Origin of the sequence: Crenothrix polyspora (genome assembly GCF_900163755.1) — a bacterium.
Lineage (GTDB): Bacteria > Pseudomonadota > Gammaproteobacteria > Methylococcales > Methylomonadaceae > Crenothrix > Crenothrix polyspora.
On record NZ_FUKI01000124.1, the window covers coordinates 1 to 21,559 of the forward strand.

21 protein-coding genes are annotated in these 21,559 nt (G+C 44.1%); 8 read left to right on the forward strand and 13 right to left on the reverse strand.

Going from position 1 to position 21,559, the window contains the following annotated elements:
* Window positions 1-684: 684 nt before the first annotated feature.
* The 11 genes from CRENPOLYSF2_RS11080 to CRENPOLYSF2_RS11130 all read right to left on the reverse strand — a co-directional run bounded on the left by CRENPOLYSF2_RS11080 (window position 685) and on the right by CRENPOLYSF2_RS11130 (window position 7,504).
* The gene (locus CRENPOLYSF2_RS11080; protein WP_087144013.1) at window positions 685-954 is read right to left on the reverse strand and encodes a type II toxin-antitoxin system RelE/ParE family toxin; all 270 of its coding nucleotides are present in this window, start codon (window positions 952-954) and stop codon (window positions 685-687) included.
* A 2-nt stretch (window positions 955-956) separates the two neighbouring features.
* Window positions 957-1,166, reverse strand: coding sequence for a ParD-like family protein (locus CRENPOLYSF2_RS11085; RefSeq protein WP_087144014.1), 210 nt, complete (start codon window positions 1,164-1,166; stop codon window positions 957-959).
* Window positions 1,167-1,305: 139 nt separating this feature from the next.
* Window positions 1,306-1,581, reverse strand: coding sequence for a type II toxin-antitoxin system HicA family toxin (locus CRENPOLYSF2_RS11090; protein ID WP_245807978.1), 276 nt, complete (start codon window positions 1,579-1,581; stop codon window positions 1,306-1,308).
* A complete protein-coding gene (locus CRENPOLYSF2_RS19235) occupies window positions 1,514-1,720 on the reverse strand; it encodes a type II toxin-antitoxin system HicB family antitoxin (RefSeq protein WP_087144047.1) in 207 nt (68 codons plus the stop codon). The genes CRENPOLYSF2_RS11090 and CRENPOLYSF2_RS19235 overlap by 68 nt, the downstream gene beginning before the upstream one ends.
* Window positions 1,721-1,994: 274 nt before the next feature.
* Window positions 1,995-2,234, reverse strand: coding sequence for a type II toxin-antitoxin system RelE family toxin (locus tag CRENPOLYSF2_RS11100; RefSeq protein WP_217884100.1), 240 nt, complete (start codon window positions 2,232-2,234; stop codon window positions 1,995-1,997).
* A gap of 40 nt (window positions 2,235-2,274) precedes the next feature.
* On the reverse strand, window positions 2,275-2,526 hold the full coding sequence (locus CRENPOLYSF2_RS11105) for a type II toxin-antitoxin system Phd/YefM family antitoxin (RefSeq protein ID WP_087144016.1): 252 nt from the start codon (window positions 2,524-2,526) through the stop codon (window positions 2,275-2,277).
* 89 nt (window positions 2,527-2,615) lie between these two features.
* Complete coding sequence (locus CRENPOLYSF2_RS11110) at window positions 2,616-3,299, reverse strand: class I SAM-dependent methyltransferase (RefSeq protein WP_087144017.1); 684 nt, start codon at window positions 3,297-3,299, stop codon at window positions 2,616-2,618.
* Window positions 3,300-3,452: 153 nt separating this feature from the next.
* Window positions 3,453-4,016, reverse strand: coding sequence for a hypothetical protein (locus CRENPOLYSF2_RS11115; protein WP_087144018.1), 564 nt, complete (start codon window positions 4,014-4,016; stop codon window positions 3,453-3,455).
* 40 nt (window positions 4,017-4,056) lie between these two features.
* Window positions 4,057-4,473, reverse strand: coding sequence for a DUF4124 domain-containing protein (locus CRENPOLYSF2_RS11120; protein WP_087144019.1), 417 nt, complete (start codon window positions 4,471-4,473; stop codon window positions 4,057-4,059).
* 46 nt (window positions 4,474-4,519) lie between these two features.
* Entirely contained in the window at window positions 4,520-5,626 is a 1,107-nt protein-coding gene (locus tag CRENPOLYSF2_RS11125) for a hypothetical protein (protein ID WP_087144020.1), read from the reverse strand.
* A gap of 36 nt (window positions 5,627-5,662) precedes the next feature.
* Entirely contained in the window at window positions 5,663-7,504 is a 1,842-nt protein-coding gene (locus CRENPOLYSF2_RS11130) for an LTA synthase family protein (RefSeq protein WP_087144021.1), read from the reverse strand.
* Window positions 7,505-7,881: 377 nt separating this feature from the next.
* Between CRENPOLYSF2_RS11130 and CRENPOLYSF2_RS11135 the strand changes: the two genes are divergently transcribed.
* The 5 genes from CRENPOLYSF2_RS11135 (at window position 7,882) to pyk (ending at window position 12,779) form a co-directional block, all read left to right on the forward strand.
* Window positions 7,882-8,814, forward strand: a complete 933-nt coding sequence (locus CRENPOLYSF2_RS11135; RefSeq protein ID WP_087144022.1) for an energy transducer TonB — start codon at window positions 7,882-7,884, stop codon at window positions 8,812-8,814.
* Window positions 8,815-9,022: 208 nt separating this feature from the next.
* Window positions 9,023-9,688, forward strand: coding sequence for a MotA/TolQ/ExbB proton channel family protein (locus CRENPOLYSF2_RS11140; protein ID WP_087144023.1), 666 nt, complete (start codon window positions 9,023-9,025; stop codon window positions 9,686-9,688).
* 2 nt (window positions 9,689-9,690) lie between these two features.
* Complete coding sequence (locus CRENPOLYSF2_RS11145) at window positions 9,691-10,101, forward strand: ExbD/TolR family protein (protein WP_087144024.1); 411 nt, start codon at window positions 9,691-9,693, stop codon at window positions 10,099-10,101.
* Window positions 10,102-10,301: 200 nt separating this feature from the next.
* Window positions 10,302-11,315 carry a type I glyceraldehyde-3-phosphate dehydrogenase gene (gene gap, locus CRENPOLYSF2_RS11150; protein ID WP_087144025.1) on the forward strand — a complete coding sequence of 338 codons (1,014 nt, stop codon included), beginning with the start codon at window positions 10,302-10,304 and terminating at the stop codon, window positions 11,313-11,315.
* A gap of 15 nt (window positions 11,316-11,330) precedes the next feature.
* Window positions 11,331-12,779, forward strand: coding sequence for a pyruvate kinase (gene pyk, locus CRENPOLYSF2_RS11155; protein WP_087144026.1), 1,449 nt, complete (start codon window positions 11,331-11,333; stop codon window positions 12,777-12,779).
* Window positions 12,780-12,922: 143 nt separating this feature from the next.
* Here the strand turns inward: pyk and CRENPOLYSF2_RS19500 are convergent, their stop codons facing one another.
* Together CRENPOLYSF2_RS19500 and aqpZ are read right to left on the reverse strand one after the other, a co-directional pair.
* A complete protein-coding gene (locus tag CRENPOLYSF2_RS19500; RefSeq protein WP_087144027.1) occupies window positions 12,923-13,654 on the reverse strand; it encodes a YidB family protein in 732 nt (243 codons plus the stop codon).
* 245 nt (window positions 13,655-13,899) lie between these two features.
* Window positions 13,900-14,589: an aquaporin Z gene (aqpZ, locus tag CRENPOLYSF2_RS11165; RefSeq protein WP_087144028.1), complete on the reverse strand. Its 690-nt coding sequence runs from the start codon at window positions 14,587-14,589 to the stop codon at window positions 13,900-13,902.
* Window positions 14,590-15,113: 524 nt separating this feature from the next.
* Between aqpZ and ettA the strand changes: the two genes are divergently transcribed.
* The 3 genes from ettA (at window position 15,114) to CRENPOLYSF2_RS11180 (ending at window position 21,549) form a co-directional block, all read left to right on the forward strand.
* Window positions 15,114-16,778 carry an energy-dependent translational throttle protein EttA gene (gene ettA / locus CRENPOLYSF2_RS11170; protein ID WP_087144029.1) on the forward strand — a complete coding sequence of 555 codons (1,665 nt, stop codon included), beginning with the start codon at window positions 15,114-15,116 and terminating at the stop codon, window positions 16,776-16,778.
* Between the two features lie 618 nt (window positions 16,779-17,396).
* On the forward strand, window positions 17,397-18,200 hold the full coding sequence (locus CRENPOLYSF2_RS11175; RefSeq protein WP_087144030.1) for a hypothetical protein: 804 nt from the start codon (window positions 17,397-17,399) through the stop codon (window positions 18,198-18,200).
* Between the two features lie 577 nt (window positions 18,201-18,777).
* Entirely contained in the window at window positions 18,778-21,549 is a 2,772-nt protein-coding gene (locus CRENPOLYSF2_RS11180) for an Hsp70 family protein (protein ID WP_087144031.1), read from the forward strand.
* Window positions 21,550-21,559 lie beyond the last annotated feature (10 nt).

Sequence of the window (21,559 nt, forward strand, 5' to 3'; positions counted from 1 at the left end):
AGTGTATCCACTTTATATTACTGATGGCCAATCATCCTTCGATAAACTCAGGACGAACGGTAGTGTGTTTCAAGTTGCTCGACTTATTTCGTAGACGTTCCTTAGCCGCATAGGTTGGGTTGCCTTCTTTTCGCAACCCAACACATGAGGCGATAAATGTTGGGTTGGAACAGCATCAACCCAACCTACGTAACTAAAATTTAGTGTATCCACTTTATATTACTGATGGCCAATTATCCTTCGATAAACTCAGGACGAACGGTAGTGTGTTTCAAGTTGCTCGACTTATTTCGTAGACGTTCCTTAGCCGCGTAGGTTGGGTTGCCTTCTTTTCGCAACCCAACACATGAGGCGATAAATGTTGGGTTGGAACAGCATCAACCCAACCTACGTAACTAAAATTTTCGGTTTTTTCCGCACTTTTTAACTGTATAAGTTGGGTTGCAAGCTTTTGTAACCCAACATTTCAACGGGCTACAGCATCATATTAAGCAACACAAAGGATAGCTCTTACAAATCATTTGGACTCAATCCAGTATGCTTAGCCGCGTAGGTTGGGTTGCCTGCTGTTTGGCAACCCAACACATGGGCTAAACGTTGGGTTGAAACAATATCAATCCAACACTTGGCGCAATTAAATGTTGGGTTGGAACAGCATCAACCCAACCTACTCGCTTTTGAACGTTAATCCCGCTTGAGATCACGGTAAAAATTTTCATGCGGCCCCAATCCAAGCAGCATCAGCAAACTATCAGAATACTCGTAAGCCAGGAGGTAAAGCTGATTGATGCAATCAAATTTATAAACCCATACACCTTTAAGATCACCACGCTTTTCGTCCCCAATAGAGGGCGTTTTTAGGATGGATCGAATAACGTCATCAACAATTTTCCGTTGATTTGGATGTAACTTCCGGTAACTACGCCGAAAAGTGGGTTTTTGTTCAATGCGCACACCTAGTCACCAAATTCAAATGGCTCGGACTCTTCTTGTCGAGCAACCAGCACATCACGCACAAATTCAACCGGCAAGTCTGGATTATCTAAAGAAGCACGTCCAATGCTAGCCCAAAATTCTATTTGTCCTTGTACAGAACGAAATTCAGCCTTGGAACGTTGTTTGGCAGCCTCATATAATTGATCATTGATGCGGATGGAAACACTCATAAACACTCCCCTGATGCAATATGCCACAATTGTAGTACGACCAATTATACAACAGTCGGTTAGGTTGGCTTGCACGCTTTTCGCAGCCCAACATCTCAACGGGCTACAGCATCATATTAAACAACACAAAGAATAGCTCTTACAAATCATTTGGACTCAATCCAGTATGCTTAGAAATACGAGCAAGCATACGGGATCCAATTTCTTCACCATCGTGGAAGGCGAACACAAAATCAGGCCAACCATTCCGCGAAAGGGTACGATGCGACCCAGATTGACGCTTAACTTTCCAACCAATAGCCAGTAGCGCCGCAAGAACACGTTTAGCTTTTACCGAAGGCAATGGCTCACGCAGCAACAAAATCAATGCAGATTGGCATCGGGAGGCTTTCTTTTGTTTCAATTCGCTCGGCAAGTACGCGAAGCGCCAATACCTCAGCTTTGGCCATCGCCTCATTAGCGGTAGCGCCATAAGTAAGTACGCCCGGAATTTCAGGAATCTCCGCTAACCAGCGACCATCATTTTCTTGTTCGTATTCAATATGAAAATTCATATCATCTCCAGATAGGACAACACCCATATTTTACGCTTGCCATCGGAAAATGCATAATGTTGCGTTGAGGCGCGGCCATTCTCCACTTCTATAACAGCAGCTGCGTAGGTTGGGTTGCACGCTTTTCGCAACCCAACACATGAGGCGATAAATGTTGGATTGGAACAGCACCAACCCAACCTACGTAACTTAACGAGTCAGTACGGTTTAACCACCAACATTTCATTACCACCACGCTGAAATTCATAAGCCACACGCCGAATTGTACAGAAAATTAAACTTTAGCCCTGTTTGCTGCTGTCTTATAAACCTCGTTATTTTCTCTTTTTCCAACAGCAATAACAAAAACAATAATTTCTTGATTATCAACTTCATAAACAAGCCGATAACCTGCTGAGCGTAGCTTTATTTTGTAAGCGCACTCAAAGTGACTTAATCGATTGGCCTCAATATGGGGATTTTCCAAACACTTTTTCAGCTTGTTTTTAAATTGTATTTTGATGCCGTTATCCAGTTTGTCTCATTCTTTTTTTGCGCTCAGCAGAAATTTTAATTTATAAGTTATCAAGCGTAACTTCAATTGCCAAGGGCTTTTCTGCTTGCCTAGCGTTAACTATTTCACCTAATTCATAATCTTCCAATTTACTCAGCAACAATTCATAAACACCCGCAGGAACAAGATAAGCGGTAGGCAAATTATGGTTGAGAATGGCAATTACTTCACCATCAGCTTTGTTTAACAAGGCTGTTGGATTTTTCTTTAATTCAGAAATGCTTGCGCTAAAAGAAGCGAATATTTGTTGCATCTGTAACCCCAATAAGTGCCTAACTAAGTGCTTATATTAGCCCTTAATTAGAAAAACTCAACTCTGATTTAGATATGCGTAACAACGCATCAGAGAGCCTTAACCACCAGCATTTCATTACCACCGCGCTGAAATTCATAAGCCACACGCCGAATCTCAGCACAGAAGCCCTGTTTTGCTAGTGCATCCATAATGGCAGCAAGATGAGGGGAAGGTTCGCCAGCCAGCGTAAGTACAGGAAACACCCTGACTTCCTGTGCTACCCGCAACATCTCCAATAACGCTTGCAGGTGAAACTCAGCGGATAAATGCTCACTGTACAAAAACAAAAAATGCGACGACAAGGCAATATCAAAGCTGCCGCTATCAAAAGGCAGCAAGGGTAATTCCCCTGCAATATAACGACCTTCATTTTTCCCCGCCGCATAATCTGACAGGAATGCATCCATTGCCAACATGCGAACCCGTCCAAGTTCATCAACCGACGTAATCGCTGTCCACACAAAATCAGCTTGATTTTTGCGTACTTGGCTCAGCACGGTATCGTAAGTTTCAGTAATGCGACTTTTGATGTGTACAGCGTCGAAGGCATAAACAGGATCGATGGAAACAACGTGGCCACCACGCGCCGTCAATGCCGCATTGAAACCGGCTGGCCCATCACCACAACCCAGTATGCGACCTTGCAAATCGGCTTCGGTAAGAGCAAACATGTTGACGTACTCTTGATAAGAACGTCCCCAAGGTACGACTTTATCGAGGGTAAATGCCATTTCTATCCAAAAATAGCCATAAGCCGTTAAATACGTTCCACTAACAATTCTCCAGCATCCAATTTGACTTTAATAAGACACGAAAAATGGCTTTATATTGCGTGTTTTTCGTAAATAATCTTTTTGATAGCTTCATTATTAAAAATCACTCAATTACTCTGGATGCTGCACTTGTTCATTATGCCGACGCGGATGACGACCCTGGTGACCATGCCGTGCGCGATGCAAATCATCCGTATGACTCTCGCCAAATAGCTGATGTTCCTGATTACCACTGTACATTTTATCCTGCTGCTGTTGATCATAATGATGCTGTGGCTCATACAAACTATTATTCGCATTGAGTCGATTTTGCCGCTCTATTTGTCCAGCTAACGCTTGCGTCGCCAAAGCCTGCTGCTCGGCTGCTGTGGCAGTACGAACAGCCGCATTTAATGCAATTTTTTTATCTACTTCAGCTTGCCGTGCTTTAGCAACCGCCAGTTTTTGTTTTTTATCTGCCTCTTGTCTCTCTTGCCAAGCCTGTAAACGCATTCGTGCTTGCTGTTCTTGCTGTGGATTTTTAGCTTTTATAGCAAGTACCGCCTGCTCCGTATCTAAAGGCGCACACGAACCTGATTTGTATTCCAATCCCCCACTGGGGGATTGGCACTTAAACACCGCCGCATTGACCGAAACCGTTGTTACTGCCAATACTACAAACAACATCTTTTTCATTGTTTCACTCCTTGAAAGCCTGCGTTAAATCACAATAGTTTTATTTACCTAAGATCACAGCATTGTTATCATTAGACGCTTTGGTTTTATTTTGCGGCTTTGCCACAACCACTAATGGCTGTACCGTGGTGGTTTGTTGCCCTGCGACGGCGGCCTTAAGTGACGTAACCGACAAGCCAAGCTTTTTGTCGCGCTCCGCTTGCCGATCTTTTTTTAGGTGTTTTTTTGCCGTACCGTGGGTGTCTTGTTTTTTGTACCATTCTTGTAACTTTAACCGCGCCTGCTCTTCTTGCTGTGGGCTCAAGGGCTTAACATCAACAATTTTTTGTTGTGTTTTTGGGGTTATACACGGTGTTGACTGATACTCAGCTGCACCACTGGCCAACGTGCATTTAAATACCTCCGCTTGTACCGCAGATGCCGTTATTGCCAATAATATCAACAGTGTTTTATTCATGGTCTCATCCTTATCATCACAGCATAAGCATAGCTTATGGTAACTATTACGACACAGGTTTAACGGCAGGTGCATCTTTATTAGCTATCATCAAGCGGGCTAATTGCCGCAAACCATCCGATGACAATTCTAATCCTAAAGGCGCACCTATTTTATCTAATTCATAGATAACATCAGTAGCGGCAATAAAAGTTGCATAACGCAAACCTTGTATTTCCGGTAAATCTTTAGATAACGCGTGTAATTGCGGTGCCAATTGCTCCCAGGTCTGGGTAAAAAATGCGCGTACCGGATCATTGTTAGGATCATGGCTTTGCAAGCCGGCTTTAAAGGCAATACGTGATTGCCCCAAAATCGTCGTTAAGGTTTTACGCAGTGCCGGTGACTTCGTATCATGGGTCGCTTGCTTAATCGCCCGTGTTAAAAACGCATCCCATTCTTTCCACGATGCTTGCCATTGTGTTATCTCAGCTGCGCTAAACGCTGCCACCGGTTTTTTAACCGCTGTTTTTAGCGGTGCATCAAACGCTAATTTAATGGCAACGCCGTTATCGTTAGCCTCTGCACTGCCAAACTTTAAACTGTCTAGCATAGTCTTAACAGCAGGTGCGTTTTCTTTAGGCACAAACTTAGTTAAGGTTTTCTCAATATCCGCGCGTGAATGATTTAAGTCTATTTTTATGTCAGCCAGCTTTGGCGCGGCAACTTTTTTAATTAGCTCCTGTAATTTATCAATCGTTAACTGATGGCCGGTTTGATCATAGGCATTGACTTTGCTTACTGGCAAGCTCAGTACCGAATGATCAGTATTTAACGTTGGTTGCTGAAAGGTTTCCAGTACGCCCTCCCATTTTAAAACTGTTAAACATTGGCCACCTATAGACGTACCAAACTGCGCCTGAACATCATTTAGCATACGAATCTGACCTTTAACACCGTTAATTTTAGGGTTGGTCAGATTTAAAAAACTACAGCCGTGCTTATCATTCCACAACTGTGCAGAATGATTTTGACCGGTAAATAATTGGCTCACCAAGGCTTTTTTAATCAGACTGTAATCCAATTGAATGGGCAGGTTAACCGGATTTGCACGCGTACCGGTGGAAAACAACAACACTAAACCACTTGCGGCCAGAGCAACATATTTTTTCATTCCATACTCCCAAAAAATCACGATTAGAGTTTTATATTACGGCTGCACCGTAGGCGCTGCTAATGGCAGGGCAACCGGCGCTGGCTCAGTTAATGCTTTGGAAATCTCAGTCACCTGTTTAGGGCGCGAAAACTGCCGCCCAATAAACAAATCATTACTGACCACATTCACATCACTCAACCACCGCGCCGAATTTTGACACGTATTAAGGTAAGGAGGTTCTTTGCAAACTTCAATTTTATTGTTTTGCAGCACATTAAAATGCAAGCCTGGCAACGGACGCACCCGTACATCGGGTGGCGCTGAGGTATAGTCCATAATGCTCGGCTCATTAAAATTGAGCAGATTCAAAAGCAATTTAGGCACTTGGTATAAAGGCATACTACCTAATTTAAGCGGGCCACGCTTACCGTCAATAATAATTATCGGCGTACTCACATACAATCGGAACATAGCGGGAGTAAACTCACCGCGCTGCGCTGCCAATACGCCAGAATCAACATAACCGGCAAAATTTTCCCCCAAAAACGGCAAGTGATCACCAAATACGGCAATAATGCTGTCTGGGTCGCGTTTGCGCATATCGTCAATAAAGCCCATCAATTCACGGGATTTGTAATACACGGTATTGGCATACGTTGTCACCTCTTCCACTTTAGAGGCCGATTTAACCTTGCTAGGCCGATTAGCGCCCAATGGATAATTCCAATGACCAAAATAGGTGACGATATAATCCAAAATAGGCTGCTTTTTTTCTAAAGAATCGGAAATTTTCTCAGTGACTTGCCGGTACAAAGTAGAATCCGCCATAAATTCGCGATTCATATCATCTTGCACAAAATCTTTAATCGACCAATAGGTTTGAAAACCTATGTTACGGTACACATTGACCCGATTCCAAAATACCGGCACATTGGGGTGTGATGCCACGGTGCGATAGCCCTTATCCGCCAAAATATGCGGTAAGCACGGCACGGAATTCAATAATTGCCGTTCAAACTTAACGTTATCTTTCACCACCGGAAAACCACACAGTACTTCAAATTCCGAATTGGCTGTGTAACCACCAAACACCGGCGGCATGGCATGTGAATATTCTGCGCTTTTCCACAGCTTACGAAACTCTGGCGATAACGGATTGGGAGTGTATTTGGCTTTTTTCAATTCACTGGGATCCCAGAAAGATTCTAATAACACCAAATGAATATTACGCGGCGTAAAAGCTTTAGGCGGCTCTGTCGTTTTGGCTATATTATTCAGCAAATTTTCAGCAGACTGCTGCACACTGTCTTGATCGGGTGGCGCATCGGCCAAAGCAAAATAACGCGAGCCTTCCTGCAAGGTATAAACAGTTGCGCCATGCCACAAGTAATTAGAGCGTTGATCCCAAACAGAGCTGCCGGTGTATTTATCTAGGGGGGTAAGAATAGATACCGGTTTATAAACCACCGTAATACCCAGTAACACCGCAATCGTACTGGCAAGATATGCACTCCAATGGCGCATAGAAAAATTAAATACCAACAAACACGCTATGGCGGCCAAAGGAATCGCGGCGGCAAAAAATCGCCAGCCCTCTAATATTAATAACAATGATCGTAACGCGTACACATCATCCGGCATAATCGGACCGCCAAAAAATGATATTTTGACAGCATTACCGATATACAAAATACCCATGATCAACGTCTGAATGATCAAAAAAATCCACAGCCGTCTGGACAAGGCATACAAAATATAACTAAACCCCAGCTGGACTAAAAAATCAAAGGGGATGGCTTTAGCCTGAATCTGAACGTCAAACTTAATGCTACTTACAAAATAAAAAATACTGTACAGCAAGGCTGTCGAAATAAGCGGCAATGATTTTTTTAACATAACGGGAAGGCGATTTTTAACAGCGACAATACAACTGTCAGGCTGAACAAGGAATGAATGTACTTCATATTATCATAGAATTCATAGCGAGAACCTGTCTAACCCTGTATGACTAAGGCCGTATACTGCTCAGCGCTATCGTAAGCGACACACTACAAAATACCGGTAATACAGACTCGGTACAACGGCTTTTAAACAGCAGCTTGCTGCGCTTAAATTACCTGACCGGCCATTTCTAAAAAAATCAATTTGTGATATTATTTTCTATCTTATTAAAAAACAAATACTTATGTAAAATTGCACTGATCTTTATGTATTACTGCCCTTGTTTTCAAATCCACAACAGCCATTATTCTTAAAAATATACCGTATTTACAATGACCTATATTCGCAACAGCGCACAAGAATCAACTTTATTGGTAGCTCTGACCCGCGAAATCAATCATCGAATGCTACTAGGTTTATTGGCCATACTGGTGGTTTTTCTGCATATCATCGCCATTTTTTGGCTACTACAGCAAAGCCATGCGGTTAAAGAAAATAAGTCGCGTAAACTGGTGCAAGTATTACTCATGGCTCAACCTGAACCTAAAATCAAACCAGAACCACCCAAACCCAAAATCGAACCCAAACTCAAACCCAAACCATTAACGCCTGAACAACCCAAGAAAATACCGCCTAAATTAACAGCCGGTAAATCCCATGTTAAAGCCAAAACACCTGACATTGTTAAGCCTGTTGTGGCGCAAAAATCAACACCTGTTCGTAAACCCCAGGTGCAAAAAACGCCTGTTATTGCCCATAAAATCAGCGAACCGGTGACACCTAAAAGCCCAAGCCATAAAGTAGCAGACTTACCCAGAACACCAGCAGTGCTTACCAGCAAATCGGTCGCGCATTCAACAACAGTGTTTAATCGTTCGTCTTTAAAACCTTATACACAAGTATCTAAACCAAGCCCAGCGTTTTCAAGCGCCAAAACAGCGCCAAGTAAACCAGTGCAACAAGCCGGCAGTAGCGGCCAAGATAATAACACCGTGTCTTCTGGCGTGGTTGAATTAGCACAAGCCAAACCCACGTATCCAATGCGTGCTAAAAGCCGCAATATTGAAGGTTGGGCTAAAGTTGAATTTACCGTGACCGCATCAGGTGAGGTCACTAATGCCCATATCGTTAGCGCATCGCCACCGGGTATATTTGACGCATCGGCTTTAGAAGCCATACAAAAATTCAGATTTAAAGCCAAAATGGTGAATGGCAAAGCGGTAAATGGTAGCGCAACGAAAAAATTTAACTTTAATCTAAATTAACATTTTTCTGTTCTGTTTTAAGGTAATTCCCACAAAAGAATACCCCAAATAAAACTTTCGTGTTTTTCGCAGACAACCCTTTCGGTAGGTTCATTATTAACATAAACCTACGTATGCAGCCTGAACTAATTAGCTAACGATACTTAAAAAGGCGAAAAGTGGCTCGCCTGCCCATTTAATTTTTTTACTGACCTAAAAAGGCATTTTCATGTTTCAACATATCACCCCTACCCTGATTATTGATGGCACGTTATATGTGCTATTGATTTTTTCAATCATCACCTGGACATTAGTTATCTTTAAATCCTGGCAATTTTGGCAAAACAGTGCGCTCAATCAACGTTTCAATACAATTTTCTGGAATACAGCTTCATTGGCAGGCACGCAGGCGCTACCAGAAAACACCTTCGCCGGCCCACAAGCGCGTATTGCAAAGCAAGGCCTCGCCTGGTTAACCGAGAGTCGAAAATCAGTAGGTAAAGTGCTAAAATTTCAGGGCAAAACCGATGAATTATTGGAGCAACATCTGCTCGTGCAAATGCAAACAGAAGCACGCCAAATGGAAAGCGGCCTAACCATTTTGGCCAGTATCAGCAGCACCGCACCGTTTGTAGGCTTATTTGGCACGGTATTAGGCATTATGCACGCCATGCACCAAATTACTGCAAGTGGCTCAACCAGTTTAGATGTGGTCGCAGGACCGATTGGTGACGCACTGATCGCTACCGCCGTCGGCATTGCTGTCGCCGTACCTGCGGTGTTGGCGTATAACTTTTTCTTACGCCGCGTTAAATTACACCGTGTGGGCTTAGAAAATTTCGTGGTCAGCTTTATGCACGCCGCATTAAGCTCAGACAACCAAGCAAAGGTGTAATCATGGCATTTAAACCACAATCTGACAGTGACGGTGCGCTGAGCGAAATTAATGTTACCCCGCTGGTTGATGTTATGTTGGTATTAGTGATTATTTTGCTGGTGACAGCACCGTTGTTAACGCAATCTGTCCATGTTACCTTACCTAAAACCGCCTCAACCAGCGCCAATATAGATGCACAGCCATTGCAACTGGGCATTGATGCGCTAGGTGTTATAACATTAAACAAACAGCCCGTTATAAACCTTCTCGCCTTGGAAGCCACGCTGAAAGCAGAATTTACTAAAAATAAAGATGTCGGTGTGCATTTATATGCCGATCAAGCCGTGGTTTATAAAAAAGTAGCAGAAGTCATGGCCACAGTGCAGCAAGCAGGAATTGCTAAAATGGCCTTTGTGACAGTTGAGGAATAATTTTTTAGCGACTAAGTTACGCTGATTTTAGCGTGTCATATTCATGATAAAGTCGGCGCTGTCATCAATTGCCAAAATTACAATAACCCCCCAGCATCACGTAGACGAAAGACTACAAATTTTGCTATAATCAAAAGCTTTACGGGTATTTTTACCCATTCAGCAAACGTTTTCAATCCATCAGTCTCAGGAGACACTCAATGCCAATTAAAGTTGCAATTAACGGTTATGGACGCATCGGCCGCAATGTCATGCGTGCGCTATACGAGTCTGGCCGCACCAATGAAATTCAAGTAGTTGCCATTAACGACTTAGGCGATTCCAAAACCAATGCACACTTAACCAAATACGACACCGTACATGGCAAATTCCCATTTGATGTCAGCGTTGACGGTGATTACATCGTTATTAATGGCGACAGAATCCGTGTTTTTGCCGAAAGAGATCCGTCTAAATTACCTTGGGCTGAATTAGGCATTGATGTGGTACATGAATGCACTGGTTTCTTCACCAGCAAAGCCAAAGCCTCTGCACACATTGCAGCTGGCGCTAAAAAAGTCATCATCTCAGCGCCAGGCGGCGATGACGTTGATGCGACGATTGTTTTTGGTGTTAATCACAATACCTTAAAAGCCTCTGATACCGTTATTTCTAACGCGTCTTGCACCACCAACTGTTTAGCGCCTTTGGTTAAACCTTTAATGGATGCTATCGGTGTTGATCACGGTTTGATGACCACCATCCACTCCTACACTAACGACCAAGTATTAACCGACGTATACCACAGCGACTTGCTACGCGCCCGTTCTGCTACCCAATCCATGATCCCCACCAAAACCGGTGCAGCGGCAGCCGTAGGTTTGGTATTGCCAGAAATGAAAGGCAAATTAGATGGTTTCGCCATGCGCGTACCCACCATCAACGTTTCTGTTGTGGATTTATGCTTCCAGGCTTCACGCCCTACCACTAAAGAAGAAATCGACAGCGTATTAAGAGCCGCCGCTGCCGGTTCTTTAAAAGGTATCTTGGCGATTAATGATGAGCCATTGGTGTCATCAGACTTTAATCACAACCCGCATTCTTCAATCTACGAATCAGCGTTAACCAAGGTTACCGGCGGCAACTTTGTTAAAGTTCTGTCTTGGTACGATAACGAATGGGGCTTCTCAAACCGTATGTTAGATACCACTGTTGCGTTATTTAACGCTAAATAAGGATTCAAAAACCTAATGTTAAGAAGAACCAAAATTTTAGCAACATTGGGGCCTGCGACAGACAAGCCAGGTGTCCTAGAAGAACTGATTCGCGCCGGTGTTGATGTAGTCCGTATGAACTTTTCACACGGTTCTGCACAAGATCATATCAACAGAGCCCAAATGGTGCGTGATCTGAGCCAAAAAACCGGACGACGCGTCGGTATTCTTGCCGACTTACAAGGCCCTAAAATCCGTATCGCCCGTTTTAAAGACACCAAAGTCAATCTGGTTGAAGGCCAAGACTTTGCTCTGGATATTAATTTCGATCCGTTAGCGGGCGATAATACTCAAGTCGGCATTACCTACGAACCCTTAGCCCTGGAAGTTGTACCTGGCAGCCGTTTATTACTGGATGATGGCCGCATCGTGCTGGACGTGGTGAATGTTGTCAACATGCGGGTTAATTGTACCGTGGTTGTCGCAGGCGATTTGTCCAACAACAAAGGCATTAACCTAATGGGCGGAGGCCTTTCTGCTGCCGCGTTAACAGACAAAGACAAAGAAGACATCAAAACTATCGCAGTAATGAAGTGCGATTATGTGGCGGTGTCTTTCCCACGTTGTGCAGAAGACTTGAATGAAGCACGTCGCTTATTGGTAGCGGAAGGCTGTTATGCAGGCATCGTCTCTAAAGTGGAACGTGCCGAAGCCATCGTACCTGATGTCATGGATGAAATCATTCTGGCATCCGATGCGGTAATGGTAGCGCGTGGCGATTTAGGCGTTGAGATTGGCGACGCTAACTTGCCCGCCGTACAAAAAATGCTCATTAAACGCACCCGTGAACTCAATCGTGTGGCGATTACGGCGACGCAGATGATGGAATCAATGATTGAAAACCCGATTCCAACCCGCGCCGAAGTATTTGACGTAGCCAATGCAGTGTATGACGGTACCGATGCCATTATGTTGTCTGCGGAAACGGCCTCAGGTAAATACCCTGTTAAAGCGGTTGAAGCCATGCACCGTATTTGTATAGAAGCTGAAAAACAACGCAGCGTGCGCGAATCGGATCACCGCATCAATATCCAATTTGATCGCGATGATGAAGCGATTGCTATGTCGGCTATGTATATGGCCAACCACAGTAAAATTAAAGGTATTGTCGCTTTAACTGAGTCGGGTTCAACCCCGTTGTGGATGTCCAGAATCAGCTCCGGTATTCCTATTTTTGCCATGAGCGACCGTGAAAAAACCCTGGGTAAAGTGACTTTGTTCCGTGGTGTTTTCCCTATCCACTTTACGTTAAATGAACATCATGACCACGCCGAAGTTAATCGGGATGTTGTGAAAGAATTGCGTAAATGGAATCTGGCCAAAGACGGCGATAAGTTTATCATCACCAAAGGTGATTTAACTGGCGTAGAAGGCGGCACTAACGCATTAAAGGTGATTGTTGTTGGTCAGGGCTTAACACCTTAGATTTGATCACCGCACTGGAACGATTTAACCCATTGCTAACGAATCGGTTAAATTAATTAAAAAAAAGCCACCCCATAGGGTGGCTTTTTTGGGTCAAACGATTGCTGTTTAAAGCCAAGCTTCGCGTTAGTACCTTGTTAAAACTAAGGAATACGCAGCACTTGCCCAGGAAATATACGATCAGGATCAGTTAACTTGTCACGATTCGCTTCAAAAATTTGCGACCAGTGACTGGCATCACCGTACACATGCTTGGATATTTTTGACAAAGAATCACCCGAAGCCACAGTGTAAGTTCTACCTGCTGTGACTGCAACTGGTTCAGCAGCGGCCACATCAGACACAGCGCTCCCCATAGAGGCGCCTGCATCCGCCATAACACCATTGTCAGTACTGACCGAATTTTCATTATGATTATTATAAGCAGAGGCCGCAGCTTTGGCTGCCATTGCCACACCCGCCGCACCCAAGCCACCCAATATAAGTTTAGATAACATACCAAACTTATGCGGCTCTGGAATTTCACCATCAGGGGTCATCTCATTAACCACCGTAGGCAAAACTTGTGCCAATACCTCAGCGCCTTTTTCTTCAGGGATGCCCGCTTCTTTAGCAAGTTCAGTGACTTTCTCTTGCCCTAACACCTCCACAACTTGCTCAGGACTTACCACCTTATTATCCCCTGTTCCTACCCAAGACGCGGCAACATCTCCCAATCCAGATTTTTGAAATTTTTCCACCAAGCCTGTCAAACCACCAGTAGAGTTTTGTAACATACCTATAACACCAGTGACCAGATTTTGAGTTTGGCTTTGCCCGCTCCCACCTAGCGCACTTTGTATTGCAACTTGTGCCAGACTACTTAATAGACTCATCGTTTTTTCTCCTACCTAATCAAATAAAGTAAAACCAATAAGGCCAGACTAATCAGACTGCCCTAGCCGTTATGATATAGCAAACTATTGAATACTGTCGCAAAAATTACCGGTATGTCGCCGTTTAAATGGGTATTGTTGTATTTTTGATTAACCCCGCAGCACTCAATAAACTAAAATGTAGCAAAGTTTTAAACACAGGGGGTAATCATTGAAAAGTGAGACTTTAAAAATTAACGTGGCGTTTATTCTTCGGTACTACCTATAATTTTATAAATAACAGCCCCTAACACTGCACCAATAATAGGCGCAACCCAAAACAACCACACCTGTCCTATCGCCCAGTCGCCTGCAAAAACAGCAACACCCAAGCTTCTAGCGGGATTGACGGACGTATTAGTCACAGGAATACTGATTAAATGAATTAACGTTAGACCTAAACCAATCGCAATTGGCGCTAAACCTTGTGGCGCTCTGCTGTCGGTAGAACCTAAGATAATCAATAAAAACATCATGGTCATAACCACTTCAGTGACCAAACAAGCAAGCAAAGAGTAGCCGCCTGGTGAATGTATACCAAAACCATTAGATGCAAAACCATTGGCTAAACTGAAATCTGCTTTACCACTGGCAATTAAATATAAAACACCGGCACCTGCAATACCGCCTAAAACTTGTGCGGCAATATAGGGTAATAATTTACTCGCAGGGAAGCGACCCGCTACGCAAAGACCAATAGATACAGCTGGATTAAGATGGCAACCTGAAATATGCCCGATGGCAAAAGCCATTGTTAACACAGTTAAACCAAAAGCAAACGATACCCCCAATAAACCAATGCCCACGTCCGGAAATGCAGCCGCTAATACGGCACTGCCACAGCCGCCTAAAACCAACCAAAATGTTCCAATAAATTCAGCTAAGCTCTGTTTCATAATCGTTCCTTCGTAAGTAAAAAATAATGAATTAAATAAATACTATCCCGTAGTTTGTTAACTTTATTCTGTCGAGTATTACACAGAGACCTACGCGGCTTTAAAAACCTCATAGAACCTCACGCGGGTCAAAAATATACCCGACATATCAACTTTAACGGCGCACTAGATTTAGGTATATAAATGCTAAAAAGCATCTTTAAGCATAGTATAATTTACAAATGTTGAGCAAATACTTTGAATTACCTACCATCACAAGCAAAATAAGTAAAGAAATAACCACAAAAATAAACAGAAGATGAGTTTGTGCGTGAATAGCAATCATAATTTATTGCCTAATTACCCAAATAGCAACCCATTTTAATCTAACCTTAAAAGTGAGCGGCAAAAGCAAAGTTTCACTCGCTCTCACAACAATCCACCATAACGTGAAATAATAGACTTATTGCTCTAAACGCAGCGTCTCACATTTTGAATGCTTATTATCGCAATACTTTTCTTATCCTTTAGTTAAAAATATCATTATGGCGCAATACATTTATTCAATGAATCGGGTGGGTAAAATAGTCCCACCCAAAAAATATATTCTAAAAGACATTTCGCTGTCTTTTTTTCCTGGCGCAAAAATTGGCGTATTGGGTTTAAACGGCTCAGGAAAATCCACGCTACTTAAAATCATGGCTGGCATTGATAAAGAAATTGAAGGCGAAGCAATTCCGCTTAAAGGTATCAATATCGGTTATTTATCACAAGAGCCACAACTTGATGCCACTAAAACGGTACGCGGCAATGTTGAAGAAGCGGTTGCCCCTATTAAAGCGGCTTTGGAAGAGCTGGATGCGGTGTATCAGGCTTACGCTGATCCCGAAGCCGATTTTGACAAACTGGCAGCAGATCAAGCGCGACTGGAAGATATTATTAATGCCTGTGATGGGCATAATTTGGATCGTCGACTGGAAGTTGCAGCCGATGCGTTACGCTTACCAGATTGGGATGCCGATGTCACCAAGCTATCCGGTGGCGAAAAACGCCGCGTGGCACTGTGCCGCTTACTGTTGTCTAATCCAGATATGCTGTTACTGGATGAGCCAACCAACCATTTAGACGCTGAATCGGTCGCGTGGCTGGAACGTTTTTTACATGATTATCCAGGTACTGTGGTTGCTGTAACCCATGATCGTTATTTTTTGGATAATGTCGCTGGCTGGATTTTAGAACTGGACAGAGGATCAGGGATTCCGTGGGAAGGCAATTACTCCAGCTGGCTAGAACAAAAAAGTGCGCGCTTATTACTGGAAGATAAACAAGAAAGCAACCGCCAAAAAGCCATGAAAGCCGAACTGGAATGGGTGCGCTCCAATCCTAAAGGTCGCCATGCCAAAAGTAAGGCGCGTTTGGCCAAGTTTGAAGAGTTATCATCGATTGATGTACAAAAGCGTAACGAAACCCAGGAGATTTATATTCCACCAGGACCGCGCTTGGGCGATGTGGTGTTTGAAGCCAACAATATCAGCAAAGGTTTTGGCGATCGCTTATTAATTAATAACTTGAACTTTAAACTGCCGCCTGGTGGCATTGTTGGCATTATTGGCCCTAACGGTGCGGGTAAAACCACCTTGTTCCGTATGATGGCAGGGCTTGAACAACCGGATTCCGGTACGCTAACCATTGGCCAAACCGTAGAAATGTCTTATGTTGACCAATTGCGCGATGACATGGATGCTAAAAAAACGGTGTGGGAAGAAGTATCGGATGGCCTTGATATGATTACTGTGGGCAAATATGAAACACCCTCTCGTGCTTATCTTGGACGTTTTAACTTTAAAGGCGGCGATCAGCAAAAACGTATTGGTGAATTGTCCGGTGGTGAACGTAACCGTGTCCACTTAGCCAAATTACTTAAAACCGGCGGCAACGTGCTGTTGCTCGACGAACCCACTAACGATTTAGACGTGGAAACCTTACGAGCGCTAGAAGACGCATTGCTCAACTTCCCAGGTTGTGCGGTGGTTATTTCGCATGATCGTTGGTTTTTAGACAGAATTGCCACGCATATTCTGGCGTTTGAAGGCGACAGCCATGTGGTATGGTTTGAAGGCAATTACGAAGATTACGAAGCCGACAGACATCGTCGCTTAGGCAGCGATGCGGATACACCACATCGCTTAAAATATAAAAAACTGTCTTAACGCACCAAGGTTAATGCGTTAAAGGCATCTTCAACAAAGCCTAAGCGCATTAACCCACTCACAACAAAATCAGGCATCAAAACACACTTCACTCGGTTTTTTCGTTAGAGAAAAAGCGTGTCCTGCCATTGCCGATATTTAAATTAACTGCCAAAATTTGTCAGCTCCTAAGCTATTTTTGAGTACGCTTATGACAAAATTTGTCACAATGTGACGCAAATTATTGTCATTGTTGGCGGTATTGCCCCAGAATTATTGTTAGCAGACTCAAAAAGCCAAACTATCTCACTCTCACCTACAATAACAATAGTAAACAAGCGTGATTTTCATAATTTTTGTACTGTATACACAGCACGTATCTTGCAAAAAATTGTAAATAAATGGCGTTTTATGTCACTTACTCCGCAAGCATATAAGCCTACGCACTACTCAATATGGCATTGTTTGTGCTTATGATTAACTGCACACACGGTGCGCCTAATTATCTAACCCTACCAAGACCACCTGAAAATCAGCTCAATTTTCCCTTCAAAACTGAAGCTAAAATCCCGTGTAACTTAATTTTTATTCGCATCAATATAACACCCTTTATTTATTGTTCCCCTGTGGAGAGTTTTAATGAATCTGAAAAAAAACACAATCTTAGCAGCGCTAGCTGCTGGCTTTTTAATAACTGCATCTGCACATGCTAAGTTGATCCCTATTGATGATTTTTCTGTACCGCATGCAACTGTAAAAGATACTACCTTACAAACAGTACCTAAAGTATCAGGTTCTGGCACTCAGGAAATATCCGACGGTGGCGTTTCAACTATTGTAAATAACGTTAATTCAATTATTCCTTCAATACATAGAACGCTAACACACGAATTATTCGCAACGCCTTTTCCTGTTAATGCCGCCGCACCCTTTAACTATAAACCAACTGCTTTTGCTGAAGTTGTACAACCTGGCGGCGGTTATTTACAAGTAATTAACGGTGCTGGTGAAAACAGCACCGTGTCTGTTGCTTGGAATGTGGCTGCTGATTTCGTGCCTGAAAATACTTCCGCACAATTCCAATTTTTTGTTAACAATACGGATTCTAATCCTACCTTTGTAGATTTCTACTTTGGCGATGGAAGCACTAACCCACTGCAACTTATTTCTGGTCATAATACATTGGGCGCAAACTTATTAAACGCGGATGTGTTTTTTAATCTATCGTTTGATGGTATAGCTAAAATTAACAAAGGCGGCATTATGACTATGGTGATGAATGGCAGTAATGGCTGGGATATGAATATTGATACTTACGGTATTAACTACATTCCCGTGCCAGAAGCTAATTTAATGGGCTTAATAGCTTTGGGTTTGGTCGGTTTTGACTTAACACGTAAAAGAACAGCAAGCTTATTAAGCAGCAGCCAATTCGCTATTTAATTACGACGCTATAACAGCTATTATTAATATTATAATCAACTACTTACAGCGCTTTCAACTTAAGACAGTTACAGCCACCGTTCGTGCTGAGCTTGTCGAAGCATGAACGGTACACTTCGACAAACTCAGTGCGAACGGTTACGCTGTGACTATTGAACTATGAAAACGTTGTATGTTTATTTTTTAACCTACAAACACCATCATCAATTTAGTTCTCTCTTAAATTGTGTTCTTTGCTAAGAAAGCACGTAAAGAATCACTAACAGACTATTTCATCCAGGTCGTTTACCGTGTAAAAAGCCTGGATTTTTAGCCATAACTTCCGCTAAAATCTGCCGTTTACTGATAACGTATTTCTCCTCATGCTAGGCGCAACCTATTTATTCCTCCCGATATAGAAAATAATTAGCTACGCACTATTCACATATTCCTTGCCTCGCTATTTTCTAAACTCGCCAAGTGTCATCAAATACTTTTGCCAGATAGCCAGTTACCGTTAAGATAGGGCAACCGGTTGACATAACCGTCAGCATTTTACTATATACATTCCGTTAACAGAACTCAAAAAACCACTATCGTGCAAGCTCACACTCCAAAATATCTGGTAGGTATCGATTTAGGTACTACACACACGGTTGTTGCTTTTGCTTCAGCTGATAACCACCACCAAGCGATTGAAATTTTTCCCATAGAACAACTGGTAGCGCCGGGTCAAGTCGCGGCCAGATCGTTATTGCCTTCGGTGCGCTACCATCCGGCACAAGGCGAATTATCCGACAGCGACACCGTGTTTGCAGCGCCAGGTGAAACCGGCGTAGTCGGTATGGCGGCACGCATGTTGGGCGCAAAAAGCAAGGGGCGTTTTGTCACCAGTGCTAAAAGTTGGCTATCGCATCCGTCGGTAGATCACAGCGCAGAAATTCTGCCTTGGGGAGGCGGTGATGATGTCAATAAAATATCGCCAATTGATGCCAGTGCCAGTTATTTGGCGCATATCCGCATGGTGTGGAACCACCGCTTCCCCGATGCGTTATTAGAACAGCAAGATTTGGTCATTACCGTGCCCGCCTCCTTTGACGAAGCCGCACGCTCATTGACATTAGAAGCGGCCAAGCTAGCAGGGCTCACCCGCGTGCGTCTGCTGGAAGAGCCGCAAGCCGTGTGTTACGACTGGCTACGCCGCAACCACGACAACCTGCATCAGGCTTTGGCCGATGTGCGCTTGCTGCTGGTGTGTGATGTCGGCGGCGGCACCACCGATTTAACCTTGATTGAAATACAGCACAGCAACCAAGCCGATGTCGAACCCAAATTAACCCGTATTGGTGTGGGTGACCACTTAATGCTCGGTGGTGATAATATCGATTTGGCGTTAGCGCATTTGGCGGAAAGTCGCTTGGGTGGTGCGGATAAGCGTTTATCGGTCGCGGATTTATCGCAATTGCTAGAACAATGCCGCATTGCCAAAGAAAAGCTATTGGCCGACGATGCGCCCGAACAAATCAAAGTGACTTTATTGGGCGGTGGCGGCAAGTTAATCGGCGCGACGCGCTCAGCCGTGTTAAGTCGTGATGAAGTGCGGGAAATTGCCCTGAATGGGTTTTTCCCCTTGTCGGGTTTAGATGAACTGCCAGACAGAAAACGCAGTGGCGTAGTGGAATTCGGTTTGCCGTATGCCGCAGAACCTGCTATCAGCAAGCACATCGCAGGGTTTTTAAAACAGCACAAAGACCGGGCACGCTTGGCTTTAAAAGGCGAAGGCATCGTTCCTGATGCGTTATTATTGAATGGCGGGGTATTTCGTAGCCAACCCATTACGCAAAGAACCATAGATTTAATCAGTTCCTGGTCGTCCAAACCGCCGGTGTTACTGGAGAACAACCACCCCGAATTGTCGGTCGCCTTTGGTGCGGTCAGCTATGCGATTGCACGGCGCGACAAAAAGCTCAAGATTGGCGGCGGCGCGGCGCGAAGTTATTTCTTGTTAGTCGATACCGACGATGATGCACAGCAACGCGGCGTGTGCATTTTGCCGCAGGGCAGTGAAGAAGGCGATGAAGTGGTGTTAAAAGATCGTCGCTTTGCACTGCGTTTAGGCCAGCCGGTACGTTTCCATTTGGTGTCAATGTCCGGTGACAGCCAGTTTAACCCCGGGGACATTACCGACATTACTGACCAGTTTCATTCCTTGCCCCCGTTGGCGGCGGCGTTTGAAGGCGATGACAGCAGCGCTAATACCGAAGTCATTGTACAGTTAGCCGTCACCCAAACCGAAGTGGGTACGCTGAAGATTGAATGTGTGTCGGCACAAGACAGCCAGCAACGCTGGAATGTCGAATTTCAAATCCGCAAAAAAGGCCGTAGTGGCGCAGTGCAAGTCGATGCGGCTTTACCGCACAATATCAATGCGATTATTGAAAAAATCCAGACCAGCTACGGCTCAAAATCCAAACAGGTTGATCCCAAAGCCGTTAAAAATCTGCGTGTTGATCTGGAAAAGTTGATTGGCTCGGCGCGTCCTGAATGGCCAACACCGTTGCTGCGAACTTTGTTCGCCACGTTTTTGGAGGGTGCGAAATACCACAAACGCTCGGAAAGCCATGAAAAAATCTGGTTGAGCTTAACCGGTTTTTGTTTGCGACCAGGCTTTGGTTACCCACTGGATGACTGGCGGGTGGAGCAACTGTGGAAACTTTACCCGCAAGGCATCCAGTTTGTGAATGAATCGCAAAATTGGAGCGAATGGTGGACGTTGTGGCGGCGCATTGCCGGTGGCCTGAATGTGCAGGCGCAAGAACAGTTGTTTGCCGATATTGAAAAGTACATTAATCCGGCGGCGGCGCGGCAACCGGGCGTGCTCAAGCAACTTAAAATTCGCAGTTATGATGATATTGTACGTTTGGCGGCGGTGTTGGAACGTCTGCCCGTGGACAAGAAAACCCAGCTCGGTGAATGGCTGTTAACGCGTTTGCAAAAACCCAGCGAATCGACACAAACCTGGTGGGCGGTCGGGCGTATCGGCGCACGCCACCCGTTTCATGGCAGCAGCCATAATGTGATTCCTGCGGATGTTGTTAGTGACTGGCTAACACGCATGTTGAGTGAAGATTGGCGAAAATCCCCGCATATAGGCTTTGCTGCTACACTTATTGCCAGAATGAGCGGTGACAGAGCCAGAGACATTAATGACACTGTTCGCAGTCTCGTCATTGATAAATTGAAATTAAGCAAAGCGCCGCAAGCCTGGGTAGACATGGTGGAGCAGGTGAAAGTACTGGATGAAAAAGAAGAGAAACAGATTTTTGGCGAAGCCTTACCGCCAGGATTAAAATTAATTGACGATGCATAATCGCATAAGA